This is a genomic window from Mycobacterium colombiense (assembly GCF_001672755.1).
GTDB classification, from domain to species: domain Bacteria; phylum Actinomycetota; class Actinomycetes; order Mycobacteriales; family Mycobacteriaceae; genus Mycobacterium; species Mycobacterium colombiense_C.
In genome coordinates this window covers 34743-49511 of sequence record NZ_LZKI01000185.1, presented here as the reverse complement: position 1 = coordinate 49511, position 14769 = coordinate 34743, and the positions used below count along the sequence as shown (strand labels likewise).

Below are 14769 nucleotides of genomic sequence, written 5' to 3'. Positions count from 1 at the left end.
ACCGGGAACATCTTCGTGATCAGCGGCATCGGGTACTACCCCAACCTCGGGGTCAAGGATGCGTTCCTGCTCGTCCGGCGCGGGGACACCCAGACCGCGGTGCACGTCTCGGACGCCATCGACCAGGACCGGCTCAACCAGCACGTCAACGGCTACCGCGTCGAGGTCATCGAACCGCTGCACCAGCTGCGGATCGTCCTCGACGAAACCGAAGGCATCGCAGCCGATCTCACCTGGAAAGGGCTGTTCGACGTCGTCCAGGAACAGCCGCACATCCTGCGGGCGGGCAACCGGGTGACGCTGGACGCGCAGCGTTTTGCGCAGCTGGGCAGCTGGAGCGGACACATCGTCATCGACGGCGAGGAAATCGCCGTCGACCCCAACACCTGGCTGGGCAGCCGCGACCGGTCCTGGGGCATCCGTCCGATCGGCGAGGCCGAGCCCGCGGGACGCCCCGCCGACCCGCCCTTCGAGGGCATGTGGTGGCTGTACGTGCCCATGGCCTTCGACGATTTCGCGATCGTGCTGATCATCCAGGAGGAGCCCAACGGGTTCCGCTCGCTCAACGACTGCACCCGCATCTGGCGCGACGGCCGCGTCGAGCAACTGGGCTGGCCGCGGGTCAAGATCCACTACCGCTCCGGCACCCGCATCCCGACCGGGGCGACGATCGACGCCACCGCCCCCGACGGCACCCCGGTGCACTTCGACGTCGAGTCCAAGCTGCCGGTGCCCATTCACGTCGGCGGCGGCTACGGCGGCGACTCCGACTGGATCCACGGCATGTGGAAGGGCGAGAAGTTCGCCGAGCGCCTGACCTACGACATGACCGACCCGGCCATCATCGGCCGGGCGGGCTTCGGCGTGATCGACCATGTCGGCCGCGCGCTCTGCCGCGACGGCGACGGCGAGCCGGTCGAGGGCTGGGGCCTCTACGAGCACGGCGCGCTGGGCCGGCACGACCCGTCCGGGTTCAAGGACTGGCTGACGGTCGCGCCGTAGTTCAGCGGCGGTGCTTCGCGCCGGGGTGATCGTCGGGCAGCAGCGGCCCGGCGGCCCCCAGCCGCTGGCGCAGGGTGGAGCGCGACGGCTCCCCGGGCACTCGTCCCCGCCGGCGCAGCTCGGGGACAACGAATTTCGCGAAATCGTCGAAGGTGCCCGGGGTCGTCACGTAAGCCAGATTGAACCCGTCGACGTCGGACTCGTCGACCCACCGCTCCAGTTCGTCGGCCACCTCGGTCGGTGAGCCCACCAGCACCGGGCCGCGGCCGCCGATGCCGATCTCGTCGGCCAGCTCCCGCACGGTCCACGCCCGTTCCGGCGCGGCGGTGGTGAACGATGCCAGCGCCGAGCGGTTGGCGTCGGTCTCGACGTATGTCAGCGGTTCGTCGGGGTCGAGCTCGGCCAGGTCGACCCCGGTCCAGCCGCCGAACAAGGCGAGCGCGCCCGCCGGGCTGACGAACCGCCGGTAGTCCTGCAGCTTGGCGACGGCCTCGTCGTGCGTCTCGCCGACCACCGGGGTCACCATGGTGAACACCTTGATGGAACGGGGGTCGCGGCCCAGCTCGGCGGCGGCCGCGCGCAGCGCCCGCACCGGACCGGACACGACCTGCGGCGTCGGACCCGAGACGAAGACGGCCTCGGCGTGCGCCGCGGCGAACCGGACGCCCCGCGGGGAGGCCCCGGCCTGGAACAGCACCGGGGTGCGTTGCGGCGACGGCTCGCACAGGAAGGGGCCGGGGACCGAGAAGTAGCGGCCCTTGTGCTCGATGTCGTGCACCTTGGCCGGATCGGTGAACACGCCCCGCTCCGCGTCGCGCACCACTGCGTCGGCCTCCCACGAGCCTTCCCACAGCTTGTAACAGACCTCGAGGTACTCGTCGGCGATCTCGTAACGCTGGTCGTGCGGGATCTGGGCACCAAGCCCCAAATTCCTTGCGGCACTGTCCAGATAGGACGTAACGATGTTCCACGCCACCCGGCCGCCGGTGAGGTGGTCCAGCGTCGAGAGCCTACGGGCCAGCGCGTACGGCTGCTCGTAGGTCAGCGACAAGGTGATTCCGAAGCCGAGGCTCTCGGTCACCGCCGCCATCGCCGAGACCGCGGCCGTCGGATCGTTGACCGGGAACTGGGCGGCGTCGACCACCGCCGCGTCGCGCGACCCCCCGTACACGTCGTAGACCCCGAGCACGTCGGCGAGGAACAGCGCGTCGAAGCCGCCGGCCTCAAGGATGCGGGCCAACTCGGTCCAATAGCCCAGTTCCCGGTAGCGATAGCCCTGGTCGTCGGGGTGCCGCCACAGCCCCGCGGACTGGTGCCCGACGCAGGCCATGTCGAAGGCGTTGAGAAAGATCCTTCGCGGTGCACTCATCCGAGGTGATCCTCACGCGTCTCGCCCGCCGCGTACGCGGCGGCGGCCGTGATCGACGCTAGCACCGCGAAGTAGCCCACGATCAGCCACGGCCGGCCGCCGCCGACCACCAACAACGAGGCGGCGATCAACGGCGCGAACCCGCCCGAGAGCACCGCGCCGATCTGATAGCCCAAGGAGGCGCCGCTGTAGCGCACCCGGGTGTCGAAGAGTTCGGCGAACCAGGCCGCCTGGGGCCCGTACATGGCGTCGTGAACGATGTTGATGCCGAACACGATTGACAGCACCACCCACAGTGCCGACCCGCTGCCGGCGGCGACGAAGAACAACACCAGGGCAACCACTCCGGCCACCGCGCCGAACAGATACGGTGGCCGCCGTCCCACCCGGTCCGACAGCAGCGCCCACCCCGGCGTACTCAGGAAACCCAGGGCCGACGAGACCAGCACCGCGATCAGGCCCACGGAGCTGCCCTTGCCGAACGAATCCTGCAGATAGGTAAGAGAATACGTCGTCAGCAACACGAAAAGCCCGATCTGCGAGAGTCGCAGCCCGGTGGTGATGGCAACGTTGCGCGAATCGGTGCGCAGCACTTCGACTATCGGCAGCCGGGCCAGCTCGTCACGCGCCTTGGCCCGGTCGAAGATCTCGGCGTCGGTCAGCTTGAGCCGGACGAACAGGCCTATTCCGACCAGAAAGACGCTGAGCAGGAACGGGATTCGCCATCCATAGGCTAGGAACGCGGTGGGCCCGGTGGCCCTGCGGGCGAGAAAGAACACCGACGTCGCCAGCAGCATGCCGGCCGGTGAGCCCAGCTGCGTGAAGCTGCCGAACAATCCGCGACGATCGGGCGGCGCATGCTCCACCGAGAGCACCGCGGCGCCACCCCATTCGGCGCCCACAGCGAGACCCTGCAGCACACGCAGCGACGCCAGCAGGGCCGGCGCCAGCAGCCCCGCCTCGGCATAGGTCGGCAGCACTCCGATCGCGGTGGTGACCAATCCCATCACCACCAACGCGCCCACCAGAACTGCTTTACGGCCCAACCGGTCGCCGAAGTGTCCGGACAGCACCGCGCCAAGCGGCCGGGCCCCGAATCCGGCGGCATAGGTGGCGAACGAGGCCACTGTTCCCGCGGTCGGTGAGATGTTCGGGAAGAAAAGCGGTTTGAAGACCAGCGCCGACGCGGTCGCGTACAGGTAGAAGTCATACCACTCGATGGTGGTCCCGATCATGCTGCCCAGGGCCACGGTTCGCAGGTCGGGCTTGGTGCCCGCGACCGGCGCCGAACCGGCAAAACTGGCGGAAATCACGTGGTCGCAGCGTAATTAACAGGGCCCGGTCGGCATATGTTTGCCATCGCTGTGATGCGAAACGCCCGCCGGTTCGGCAGTTGGCTTGTAGAAATCGCCATGAAAATCTCAGAAATGCGGTTCACTGGACCGCGTGTCAAAACCCCCGCGGATTGTCGACGTTGTCGTGGTCGGAGCGGGCTTTGCCGGACTCGCCGCGGCGCGCGAGCTGTATCAACAGGGCCATGACGTGGTGGTTTTCGAGGGTCGCGACCGGGTCGGCGGACGGTCGCTGACCGGCAGCGTCGCCGGATTGCCTGCCGATCTGGGCGGCACTTTCGTCGGGCCGACTCAGGACGCCGTCTTGGCGATGGCCGCCGAACTCGACGTCCCGACCACCCCGACGCACCACGACGGCAAGAACCTCATCCATTGGCGCGGATGGACGCACGCGTATCACGGCACCATCCCCAAGCTTTCGCTGACGGGACTGGTGGACATCGGCCGGCTGCGGTGGCAGTTCGACAGGATCGCGCGCAGCGTCCCGCTGGCGGCGCCGTGGGACGCCCGACGGGCGCGCGAGCTCGACGGCCTGTCGCTCGGCGGCTGGTTGCGCTCGGTGCGGGCGACCGCTTCCTCGCACGACCTGCTGGCGATCGTGGCGCGGGTGACCTGGGGATGTGAACCCGACGACGTGTCGATGCTGCACGCTGCCCGGTACGCGCACGCGGCCGGCGGCCTGGACCGGCTGCTCGACGTCCAAGACGGCGCCCAACAGGACCGCTTCCCCGGCGGCACCCAACAGATCGCCGAGGCCGCGGCCGCCGAACTGGGCACCCGGGTGGTGCTCAACGCCCCGGTGCGCCGAATCGAGCGCCACGGCGCGGGCGTCACCGTCACGACCGATGTCGGCGAGACCGAGGCCGGGTTCGTCATCGTCGCCATCCCGCCGGCCCACCGCGCCTCGATCGAGTTCACTCCCCCGCTGCCCGCCGAGTACGAGCAACTCGCCCGGCATTGGCCGCAGGGCCGGCTCAGTAAGGCGTACGCGGCCTACTCCACGCCGTTCTGGCGGACCAACGGCTTTTCCGGGCAGGCGCTGTCCGACGAGGGTCCCGTTTTCATCACCTTCGACGTCAGCCCACACCCGGACGGTCCCGGCATCCTGATGGGCTTCGTCGACGCCCGCGCCTTCGACTCACTGCCCAGCGACCAGCGTCGCCGCGACGCGTTGCGCTGCTTCGCAACGCTTTTCGGTGATGACGCGCTCAAACCCCTGGATTACGTCGATCATTGTTGGGGGGTGGAGAAATTCGCGCCCGGCGGCCCGACCGCCGCGGTCCCGCCGGGGTCGTGGACCCGGTTCGGGCCGTGGCTGCGCGAACCGGTCGGACCGATTCACTGGGCCGGCACCGAAACGGCCGACGAGTGGACCGGGTTCCTCGATGGGGCGATCCGCTCCGGGCAGCGCGCGGCCGCCGAGATCGCCGCCCTGCTATGAACTGATCCGCCGGGTGGCGGCGTTGTGTATCGCCATCTCGGCGAGTGCGCGCAACTGACGATTCACCTCGCGCGGCTGTTCCAGCATCGAACAGTGACCGCCGGGCAGCTCGACCAGCTCGATCAGGTTGGGTGCCGTGCGGGCGATCCTGCGCGACTGGCTGATCGGGGTCAAGCGGTCGCGTTCGCTGCCGATGACCACCATCGGCACCGTCAGGCCGTCCAGGTTGAGATACCGCGACCCCAGCGACGCGACCAGCGCCCTCGCGCAGCCGGCCCGCCCCGCCGGTGATGTCTTCTCGAAGAGCTCGTAGACGAGCCTGGCGATGCTCGGATCGGCGTCTCGTCCGGTGGCCAGCATCGCCACCACGTACCGGCTCGGGATGCGGGCGGCACCCGGGACCGGAAAGCCACCGAACGCGTTGATCAAGGCGCGCCCGGCGAGAACTCGGGCGGGCGACAACCCGTACGGCACCGGCAATAGCTGCACCTGTCGGATCAAGTCTCCGGTGGTGGTGTTGATCAGCGCCACGGCGTCGGCGCGACGGGAAACCTTGTGGCGGTAGCGCTCAGACCACGCGGCGATGGTGATGCCGCCCATCGAGTGACCGGCGATCACGGCCCGCTCGTGGGGCGCCAGCGTCGCATCGAGCACCGAATCCAGGTCGGAGGCAAGATGTTTGAGGCTGTAGCCCCTGGGTCGGGGCACGCCGCTTCGCCCGTGTCCGCGATGATCGAAGGCGATCACCCGATAGTCGTTGGACAGGTCGGCGATCTGATAGGCCCACGCCCTGATCGCGCAGGTGATGCCGTGGGTCAAGACGATCGGATAACCGTCGGGCGGCCCGAACACCTCGGCGTGCAGCCGGGTGCCGTCGACGGCCCGGACCGACACCGTCTCGCTGGGCGGCAACTGGTCGGGAAAAGGGTCAATTGGGCGAGCCGATCGTCGAGCACTCATCACCGCTCCCCCCTCGAACGCAGCCCCATTGCCGCAGCTAAGGATGAGACGATTTTATCCTCAAGTTCGGTTCGCTTTTGGGAAATCCGGCAAACGATTCTTATGAGACGCTTAGATCCGTGTCTGGGTTGTCGCGTCGGGCATTCTTCGCGGCCGCGACCGGCATGGCCGGCGGTGGGCTGACGGCGGCCTGCGCGTCGAACCCGTCGACGCATGCGAGCGACCGCCCGTCCGATCCGCCGCCGCCCGACACCACGTCGATACTCGTCGTCGGCGCCGGGATGGCGGGTCTGTCCGCCGCGCGCAGTCTTGCCGACGCCGGACGGCCGGTGCGAGTCATCGAAGCCCGCGGCCGCATCGGCGGCAGGGTGTGTACCGATCGCGGCTGGGGCACGCCCCTGGAGCTGGGTGCGTCGTGGATTCACGGCACAACGGACAACCCGCTGACCGAGCTGGCCCGGCGGGCAGGGGCCCAGCTGGTCAGCACCGACTACTACGGGTGGGCCGGGCTCGCGGTGGATCCCGCCGTGGCGCCGCTGGATTACCACAGCGCAACCTGGCGATCGTTTGTCGAGCGGGCGCGCGGTCAAGCCGGTGCGGGGAGCCTGGGCGCCGCCGTGCAAGCCGCCGCCGACAGCGCACGGCTGTCCACGGCCGATCGCACACAGCTGGAGTTCTACCTCACCACCGAGATCGAGGACGAGTACGCCGCCGACGCGAACCAGCTCTCGGCCGGCAGCTTCGATAAGGGCGACTACACCGGTGGTGACCAGGACGTCATCACGAACGGCTATGACGCCCTGCCGAAATCGCTCGCCGACGGACTTACCATCGAGCTCAACTCGCCCGTCACCGCCGTCGTCCAGCGCGACGGCGCCGTCATCGTGCGGACCAAGGACAGATCGTTCCAGGGACCCGCCGCGATCGTGACGGTCCCCCTCGGCGTGCTGAAATCAGGTGTGATCGCCTTCGATCCGCCGCTGCCCGATGGCCATGCCCAAGCGGTGCGGGCGCTGGGCTTCGGGGCGTTGTCGAAGAGTTTCTTCCGCTTCGATCAACGAAAGTGGAAGACAGACAACGCTTTCTATCAGTACATCGGGCCCCAAGGCGGGCTGTGGTCGCAATGGTTCACCTTGCCGAGCACCACCGGTCCCATCGCCGTGGCCTTCCACGGCGGCGGGCGGGGCCGGTTCGTGGAATCCTGCGCACCAAAGGATCTGCTGACCGGCGCGCTACCGGTGGCCCGCCGGCTGTTCGGCGACAACGTGGCGCTGACGGACGTGCGAACGTCGAACTGGACCCTCGACCCCTACGCGCTCGGTGCGTATTCGTTTCACCCGCCCGGCTCCGGTCTGGACGACCGGCGCCGCTTGCAGCGACCGATCGGCGACCGGCTTTATCTGGCAGGCGAGGCTGTGGGCGTTGACAATCCGTCCACCGTGGCGGGCGCGTTGGCCAGCGGTCGCTACGCCGCGAACCAGCTGCTGCACAAACTGAATGGGTGACCGGTCGCTCGGCGATCAGGGGGGCGAGGCCTGCTGCCGCAGCGTGGTGTGCGGGCTCTGACCGTAGGTCTGCCGGTAGAGCACCGCGAACCGGCCGGTATGCGCAAACCCCCACCGTTGGGCGATTTCGGTAACGGTGGACGCGGCGGCGGTCGCCGCCACCAGCTCTTGGTGGGCGTGGCCGAGCCGGACGCGACGCATGTACTCCGTCGGCGTCGTGTCGAGCTGCCGGCGGAACAGGTACTGGACCGCCCGCGGCGTCAGGTGCACCGCGTCGGCGACATCGTTGATGCCGATGTCCTCGGAGGCATGACGGTGGATGAAAGACACCGCCTCCCTGAGGGTGTCGGGCACCGCGAGATCGCTGGCCGGATCCTGTTCGGTGAGGTTGGACGGGTAACACTCGAGCAGCGCACCGACCACCAGGGTGGCCATGCCCGCGGCGATCAGCGGCTGCTTGGCGGTGTCGGCGGATGCCAGGGTGGCCACCACATAGTCCAGCGCTCGATGCCACGCCCGCACGGCCGCACGGGAACGTGGCCGCCAGTTCACGAACTGGGTCTGTTGAGCCAACGACGTGTGCCAATCGGCGGCGACCTTGTGCAGTACGTCCGCCTCGACCGTTACCACATCGAAACGCGCACCGTTGCAGTGCAATACGCAAGACATTCCGTGGGCGACGAGAATCGGGAAGTCCGCCGTCGCCACCGGTCCGCCCGCGACACTCAACGACCCGGCGCGCGGCTGGATCACCACAATCGTGTCGGCCGCCGCCGGAATCTCGATCGTCGCACGCCCCTGGATCATCACCTCGTCGACCGTCATCGAGCCCGCGTCGCTGCGCCGGTGTGACACCAGGGCGTGATTGCCGAGCCCGGAGATTCGCCAGCCCGGCCGATACGCGCCGGCGAAGTATCGACGTGTCGCATGCGCATCGGCCGTCCGGAACTGCTTGTACTGCACGGCGGCCGGGCGGAACCCGTGCTCGGCATCCGCTGCGAGCGCCGAACGGGGCGGGCAGAAGTCGGACCGAGCCCCCCGGGGTGTTTCGCCGTCGGAATCGATGACCAGCGTGGGGACCTTGCCGTCGATCCCGCTCGTCGCGGTGGTCATGGCCGGCCCTGAGAAAAGACCGCGAACTCCCGCATCACCGTGCCGTACCTATCGGTGCCCGATCCGGCGACCCGATGCTGCCGTAGATATTCAGCGCATCAAGCGCTATCCGCTCCCAAGCGAAGCGTGACACCGCGCGACTGCGACCCGCCGCGCCCATACTTTCGCTCTGAAAGCTGTGGGCGAGAAGCCTTCTCAACGCGACGGCCAGGCCGACCGGATTCTCCGGCGACAGCATGAGTCCGGTGATGTCGTCGAGCACGACGTCGGGTAGCACGCCCACGGTGGCCACGACCACCACCACCCCGGCGGCCATGGCTTGTAACACGGTGGTGGCCCGGGGCGGCTCGCGAGGAGTGCACACCACGACGTCGGCGGACCGGATCAGTTTCGGCAGTTCGTCATCGGCGACCGTCCCGGCAAAGCCGACACGGTCGGCCACACCCAGCTCTTCGGCGAGACGGCGCAACCGGGCCCGCGCGTCATCATGGTCGGCGTTCGTTGCGTCATTCTCGCCAACCACCAGCTCCGCACCAGGCACCTTGGCCAAGGCGCGGATTCCGATATCGATACCGTTGGGCCACAGCGGATTCGGCGCCACACACAGGATGCGCTGCAGGCCGTTACGCGAGAGGGCCGGGCCGGTCGGGGCATAGCGCTCGGCGTCCACGCCGCAGGTCAAGGCGGAAACCCTGGTCCGGCGGCGGCGCAGTCGGGCCAGTGCGTCGACGTCGGCGCTGCTCTCGCCCGTGACCCAACTCGCACCGCGCGCCAACAGCGGTTCGATGCGCTCGCGTTCGCTCGTGTAGCCGGCGTCGGCGTGGCCCCGGGATGTGGCGGCCAGACCCAGGAAGGTCTGCACGACGGGGATGCGCTGACGGCGAGCGGCCAACTGAGCGGCCAAGCCGCCCAGCCAGCCGTATGCGTGTACCACGTCGGGTTGCTCCGTTGACCAGGACCGCTCGAGTTTGGCGGCCCAGTCCCCCACATAGGGCAGGACGTCGATCGACGACGCGGAGGTGCGCGGGCCGACGGGAACCGACAGGCAGCGGTAGTGGCCGTCCGCGGCTGCCTTTACCGAGCGCCGACCGGCTCGTCGGAGACACACCGTTGCGTCATGCCCCTGGTCCGCCAGCGCGGCGCACAGCTGCTCCGGATCCTCCCCTACGACGTCATCGCCGCTGACAATTGCAATCCTCAACTGCAATTCCCTCCGCGCGCCATCGTCCATCCACCAACCTTAGGTGGCATACCCTGCCCGATACTCGCGAAACGGACTGGACCGCCTTTTGCGGGCGGGCGAGGCTCCGCCTGTCCGACCCACGGTGAGCTGCTGGAACGCGGCCGCGCGGGACCGTCCGCCGCAGGACTATGGCGGCGGGCCGACAAGGTGGAGACTTAAGAGGTGACGACTGACGCGCATGGCCGGGGCGTTCAGCTGGTGGTCCTGCTGGCGTCGGCGGGGGGTTTGGAACCCCTGTCGACCGTATTGCGGGATCTGCCTGCCGACTTTCCCGCCGCCGTCGTCGTGCAGCAACACCTGGGCGGCCACGACAGCCTGCTGACCACGATCCTGCACAGGCAGACGGGTCGTGCGATCGGTTGGGCGCAGGACGGACTGACCTTGCGGCCCGGAGAGGTGGTCGTCTGCCCACCGGGGGTGCTGCTGCAACTGAGCGCGGAGGGCCGCTGTCGCCTCAAGGATGCGCAGCGGCATCAGGCGCTGGTGTTCGACGTGCTGCTGGCGTCAATCGCCGGCTCGTACGGCCCGCGCAGCATTGCGGTGGTGCTGTCGGGTTCCGGACATGACGGCGCAGCAGGCACCATCACGATGAAGCGGGCCGGCGCCGTCGTCATCGCCCAGAGTCCGGAGACCGCGCAGTACCCATCGATGCCGATCGCTGCCGCGCGTGCCGGCGCCGATCTGGTGCTGGACGTCGCCGAAATCGCCGGCGTCGTGACCGCCATTGTCGGAGGAGCGGCCTTTCCCGCGCGGCGAGAACCGCCGGCAGAACCTGCTGTGGACCAACCCGCTGTGGACCAACCCGCTGCCGCCGTCACCACGTACGGCATTCTCGACCGGCTGCCGCCGAGGTTCAGCACGAACAGTGCGGCGGCGCGGGGTGAGCTGGCTCGGATGCGCGCGACGGAGCTCGAACGCCGCCGCAAGGAGCTGACGGTGGGATTGGGTGCCACGCAGGAGACGGTGGCCGTAGCACGGCGCAGGGCCGCGGAGTCGCGTTGCCGCGCGCAACTGGCTCATCAGGCCGCCGAGGAGGCGTCCACCCGCGACGTCAGGCCGCGACGCCGCGGCTGACTACCCCACGACCTCCATCAGCAGCAACGCCCCGCCGACCGTCCCCTCGCTCGACCGGAACGGCGTGCAGGTGATGCGCACCCTCGCCGGGCGGCCACGCCGGTTGACCGCCTCCACCACGACTTCACCGGAGCTCTCCGGGTCGACGAACGCGTTGCCGATCAAGGGCCGCACGGCGTCGAGCGGCAGGCCGATGTCCAGATTGGTCAGCCCTGTCCCGGTCGTCTCGTCGGCGCGCAGCCCCCAGAGCTCTTCACAGCCACGGTTCCACAGGATCACCTTCATTTCCCGGTCGACCACCACCATGCCCATCCGAACCGAGTCGATCAGCGAATCCTGGAAGAGCTTCGCTTCGTCCAGTTCCAGGCTGCGCTCGCGCAGCATGTCGTTGATGGTGTGCAGTTCATCGTTGGTGGACTGCAGCTCCTCGTTCATCGTCTCGAGTTCTTCGTTGGTGGACTGCAGCTCCTCGTTGGTGGTCTCGAGTTCCTCAACCGTGGACTGGAGTTCCTCGTTGGTGGTCTCGAGTTCCTCGTTGGTGGACTGCAGCTCTTCGTAGGCCGCCTCGAGCTGGCGGTTGGTTTGGACGACCTTGTCCAGCAGCGCGCGGGTCGCGGTGACGTCGAAGAACACGATGGACACCCCGAGCAAGCCGTTGTCGGCGTCGACCAGTGGATTCACGTGGATCTCGAACCACACCGTCTCGGCGCCCGGCCGCTGCCATTTGACGTCCTGGATCCGCGCCGAGCGGCGCTCCACCTTCGCCTGCTCCAGGTAGGCGCGCAACTCCACCGGACGGTAGGACACCTCGAGGTCGCGCAGCAGCCGGCCGATGTCACGGGCCGAGAGCCCGAAGATGGTCTCCGCCTGCTGGTTGATCATCGCGACGGTGTCCTCACCGGTGACCACGATCTGGGCCACCGGGCTGGCACGGAAGGCCAGATCGCGTACCGTCGTCAACCCCGACAGGTCCACGTTTCGTTCATAGAACGCGGCGTTGGGGTCGTAGCGGTCCACGCCGCCGTGCGTCCCCGCCGCCTTACGGAAGATGCGGTGCTTCAGGTTCAGCGGGGCGAACCGGTCACCGTGACTCAGCAGCATCTCAGCGTGCCCGAGGAACAGCGTGCCCTGCGGCGCAAGCGCAAAGTGCAGGCGCCCCAACACGTTTCGCTGAGTCTCGGCGTTGAGGTACATCAGGCTATTGCGGCACACCAGCAGATCGACGCGCGAGATGGGCGCGTCCTTGACCAGGTCGTTGCGGCCGAAGATCACCGCGCGGCGCAAGTCCTTGTGAAAGACGTAGCGGCCGTTGACGTGTTCGAAGTAGCGGCCCAGCAGTTCCGCGGGTACGGACTCGACCGCCTTGGCATCGTAGGAGGCGATGCGCGCCTCGGTGAGCGCATCCTCGTCGACGTCGGTGGCGTAGATCTTGACCCGCTGCCGGAACCCGTCTGGTCCCAGCGCCTCGGCCAGCAGCATGGCCAGGGTGTAGGCCTCCTGCCCCGAGGCGCAGCCGGCGCTCCACACCCGGATCGGGTCGCTGGGGCCGCGCTCGGCCAGCAACCGAGGAATGACCTCGGTACTGACGAACTCCCAGGCGTCCGGGTCGCGGAAGAACGACGTGACGTTGATCAGGATGGTGTTGAAGAGCGCGGTGAATTCGTCTGAGCTGGCCTGTAGGAAGTCGAGGTACTCGTCGAACGCGGTATAGCCTGCCTGGTCCATCCGGTGCCGGACGCGGCGCATCAGCGACGTGCGCTTGTAACCCGTGAAGTCGAAGCCGCGGGAATCGCGCATGTAGCGCAACAGGGCCTCGAAGGCCTCGTCAGTCGTGGATTCCATGCAAGTCCCGTCCGGATTAGGGGTCCACCGAAGGACTTGAACACTACTCGCGGTGTCAGAGGTGGTTTTCCCGCCCGACCGATCCCCACACCGTTTTCCCCGACGATGTGGGGGTGGCGCCCCACGCGCGGCACAGCGCGGACACGATGGCCAGTCCGGAGACGATGTCGGCGCCGCGGTCGGCGTCCTCGTGCCGGCCCGGCAGATGGGAGCTGCCGTCCTCCACCGCTACGGTGACGCTGTCTTGATAGCTCTCGACGATCAGCGCCGGCGCGCTCTCGGTGTGGTCGAGGACGTTCTCGACGAAGACGGTCGCCACTGTCGCCGCGGCCGGGATCGCGTCAGGGACGTCCCATTGCGTGAGCCAGTCGGCGATCACGGTGCGTGCGATATCGAGGCTGCTGATGTTGCGCGCGAGTTCGGTGCGCGCCCGCCGCCGCACCTGGAGGGCCTGGCCCCGCACGGCGTCCAGCGCGAATTCGCGGGTGGAATGCACTGGCACATAACGGGTGACGCCGGCCTTGTCGATCTCCCTCTGCACCCGCGGTTCGGCGCACACCAACAGGATCGGCACGTCTGGCCAGACGCTGCAGTGCCAGCGTGCGCTGGTGAACACCGCCCAGGCCGACGCCGACGGCGCGTGCAGACGGTTGGTATCGACGATCACCGCGCGTGGCTCGTCGATCGCGGCCTTGATGACGGCGTCGCGGACGGTTCGATACGTCGAGCTGTCGAGCACGCCCTCCACCACCAGGGTGGGCACGTCCTCGTGCGATTCCGCGCGGATTCGGACGGCGGGACTGACGTCAGTCACCGGGCTCACCGCCATGTGGAGCGGTAGTCGACAGCCGGTCGCTGAGTACCTCGAGCGCCCGCTCGGTTTCCTCCGCGATGGCCGTATAGCGCCGGAGCAGCAGACCAGGTTCGGCTTTGCCCGCCATCTCCCGGGCCAGCCTGGCCTTTTCCTGCAGGCTGCGCAGCGCCACCCACAGGGCGCCCTCGACCTCGTCGTCCCGGGCGCTGAGCAGAGACTCCGCGGTCCAGGCGTGGCCTACCTGGCAGCGAAAGTTGCCCTCGCTGATGGACACCAGCGAGCCGTTACAGTCCGGGCACGTGTAACCGGACGGCGCACCCAACTGCTGGGCGTCGAAATCGGTCGAGAACCTCGAAGTCATGGCGATGCGGTTCTCCAGTTCCATCGCGGCGTCGCGCTCCATTTCAGGATCCTCTAATTCTCGGTGCGACAGCTCTTTAAGGACCGCGCCGATGTCGGCCGCCGGGGCCTGCCGGTCCACCACACCGGCGTCCAGGGCGTTGGTCGGCATCGCCGGAAACAGCGCGTCCTCGGGTGACTGTCCGATGGTCGTGCCGCCACGCGAGCGGATGGCGGCCATTCCCAGCACGCCGTCGTCGAGCACACCCGAGAGCAGCACGCCGATGGCGCGGGGCCCGAAGGCCAAGGCCACCGACCGGAACAACGCGTTGATGGCCGGCCGGTGTCCGTTCTCGGTCGGCCCCTGGGACAGCAGCGCGTGATGATCGGCGACCAGCAGATGGCGGTCCGGAATGCCGACATAGATGTGGCCCGGCTCGAGGCGCGCGCCGTCTTGGGCGGCGACCGCGGGCAACGGACCGCTGCGGTCGACGATGCGCGCCAGGATGCTTGGCGCCCCGGCGGGCACGTGGAGCACCATCAGATAGGCGTAGGGCACGTCCGGCGATAACCCGGCGGCAAGATTCGACAACGCTTCAACACCGCCGGCCGACGCACCGACCGCTACCACACCTTGCAGGGCGCCGACTTCAGCCGTCTCAATCACCACTTTCGACTACCCCTATAGATCGTAGGCAACCCCCCACATGATGAA

The 14769-nt window shown here is 68.3% G+C and carries 12 protein-coding genes; 4 read left to right on the top strand and 8 right to left on the bottom strand.

Translation table 11 applies throughout. From position 1 onward, the window contains the following. A partial coding sequence (locus tag A5708_RS23585) for a hypothetical protein (protein WP_065030931.1) occupies window positions 1–1002 on the top strand: 1002 nt, incomplete at its 5' end. Between the two features lies 1 nt (window position 1003). Here the strand turns inward: A5708_RS23585 and A5708_RS23580 are convergent. After that, entirely contained in the window at window positions 1004–2371 is a 1368-nt protein-coding gene (locus A5708_RS23580) for an LLM class flavin-dependent oxidoreductase (protein ID WP_065030923.1), read from the bottom strand. After that, window positions 2368–3606, bottom strand: a complete 1239-nt coding sequence (locus A5708_RS23575; protein WP_196772728.1) for an MFS transporter — start codon at window positions 3604–3606, stop codon at window positions 2368–2370. The genes A5708_RS23580 and A5708_RS23575 overlap by 4 nt, the downstream gene beginning before the upstream one ends. Window positions 3607–3817: 211 nt before the next feature. Between A5708_RS23575 and A5708_RS23570 the strand changes: the two genes are divergently transcribed. Further along, entirely contained in the window at window positions 3818–5164 is a 1347-nt protein-coding gene (locus A5708_RS23570) for a flavin monoamine oxidase family protein (protein ID WP_065030921.1), read from the top strand. Here A5708_RS23570 and A5708_RS23565 read toward each other — a convergent pair. Continuing rightward, on the bottom strand, window positions 5159–6124 hold the full coding sequence (locus A5708_RS23565) for an alpha/beta fold hydrolase (RefSeq protein ID WP_065030920.1): 966 nt from the start codon (window positions 6122–6124) through the stop codon (window positions 5159–5161). The two genes, A5708_RS23570 and A5708_RS23565, sit on opposite strands and share 6 nt — an antisense overlap. 119 nt (window positions 6125–6243) lie before the next feature. On the opposite strand from A5708_RS23565, the gene A5708_RS23560 reads away from it, so the two are divergent. Then, window positions 6244–7629, top strand: coding sequence for a flavin monoamine oxidase family protein (locus A5708_RS23560; protein WP_065030919.1), 1386 nt, complete (start codon window positions 6244–6246; stop codon window positions 7627–7629). 15 nt (window positions 7630–7644) lie between these two features. Here A5708_RS23560 and A5708_RS23555 read toward each other — a convergent pair whose 3' ends face one another. Further along, a complete protein-coding gene (locus A5708_RS23555; RefSeq protein WP_065030918.1) occupies window positions 7645–8742 on the bottom strand; it encodes a helix-turn-helix transcriptional regulator in 1098 nt (365 codons plus the stop codon). 34 nt (window positions 8743–8776) lie between these two features. Further along, entirely contained in the window at window positions 8777–9943 is a 1167-nt protein-coding gene (locus A5708_RS23550) for a glycosyltransferase (protein ID WP_065030930.1), read from the bottom strand. A gap of 204 nt (window positions 9944–10147) precedes the next feature. On the opposite strand from A5708_RS23550, the gene A5708_RS23545 reads away from it, so the two are divergent. Continuing rightward, entirely contained in the window at window positions 10148–11059 is a 912-nt protein-coding gene (locus A5708_RS23545) for a chemotaxis protein CheB (protein WP_065030917.1), read from the top strand. On the opposite strand, the gene A5708_RS23540 is transcribed toward A5708_RS23545, so the two are convergent. From A5708_RS23540 to A5708_RS23530, 3 genes are read right to left on the bottom strand one after another with little or no spacing between them, the layout of a single operon-like run. Next, on the bottom strand, window positions 11060–12901 hold the full coding sequence (locus tag A5708_RS23540; protein WP_065030916.1) for a CheR family methyltransferase: 1842 nt from the start codon (window positions 12899–12901) through the stop codon (window positions 11060–11062). It abuts the gene before it with no gap. Between the two features lie 55 nt (window positions 12902–12956). Further along, window positions 12957–13715 (bottom strand): STAS domain-containing protein, encoded by a 759-nt coding sequence (locus A5708_RS23535; protein WP_419538351.1) that lies wholly within the window; start codon window positions 13713–13715, stop codon window positions 12957–12959. Then, complete coding sequence (locus A5708_RS23530; protein WP_065030929.1) at window positions 13708–14724, bottom strand: chemotaxis protein CheB; 1017 nt, start codon at window positions 14722–14724, stop codon at window positions 13708–13710. The genes A5708_RS23535 and A5708_RS23530 overlap by 8 nt, the downstream gene beginning before the upstream one ends. Window positions 14725–14769 lie beyond the last annotated feature (45 nt).

Coding starts and splice junctions, on each gene's coding strand:
- A5708_RS23580 (WP_065030923.1), bottom strand. CDS start 2,371: ATGAGTGCACCGCGAAGGATCTTTCTCAACGCCTTCGACATGGCCTGC.
- A5708_RS23575 (WP_196772728.1), bottom strand. CDS start 3,606: ATGATCGGGACCACCATCGAGTGGTATGACTTCTACCTGTACGCGACC.
- A5708_RS23565 (WP_065030920.1), bottom strand. CDS start 6,124: ATGAGTGCTCGACGATCGGCTCGCCCAATTGACCCTTTTCCCGACCAG.
- A5708_RS23555 (WP_065030918.1), bottom strand. CDS start 8,742: ATGACCACCGCGACGAGCGGGATCGACGGCAAGGTCCCCACGCTGGTC.
- A5708_RS23540 (WP_065030916.1), bottom strand. CDS start 12,901: ATGGAATCCACGACTGACGAGGCCTTCGAGGCCCTGTTGCGCTACATG.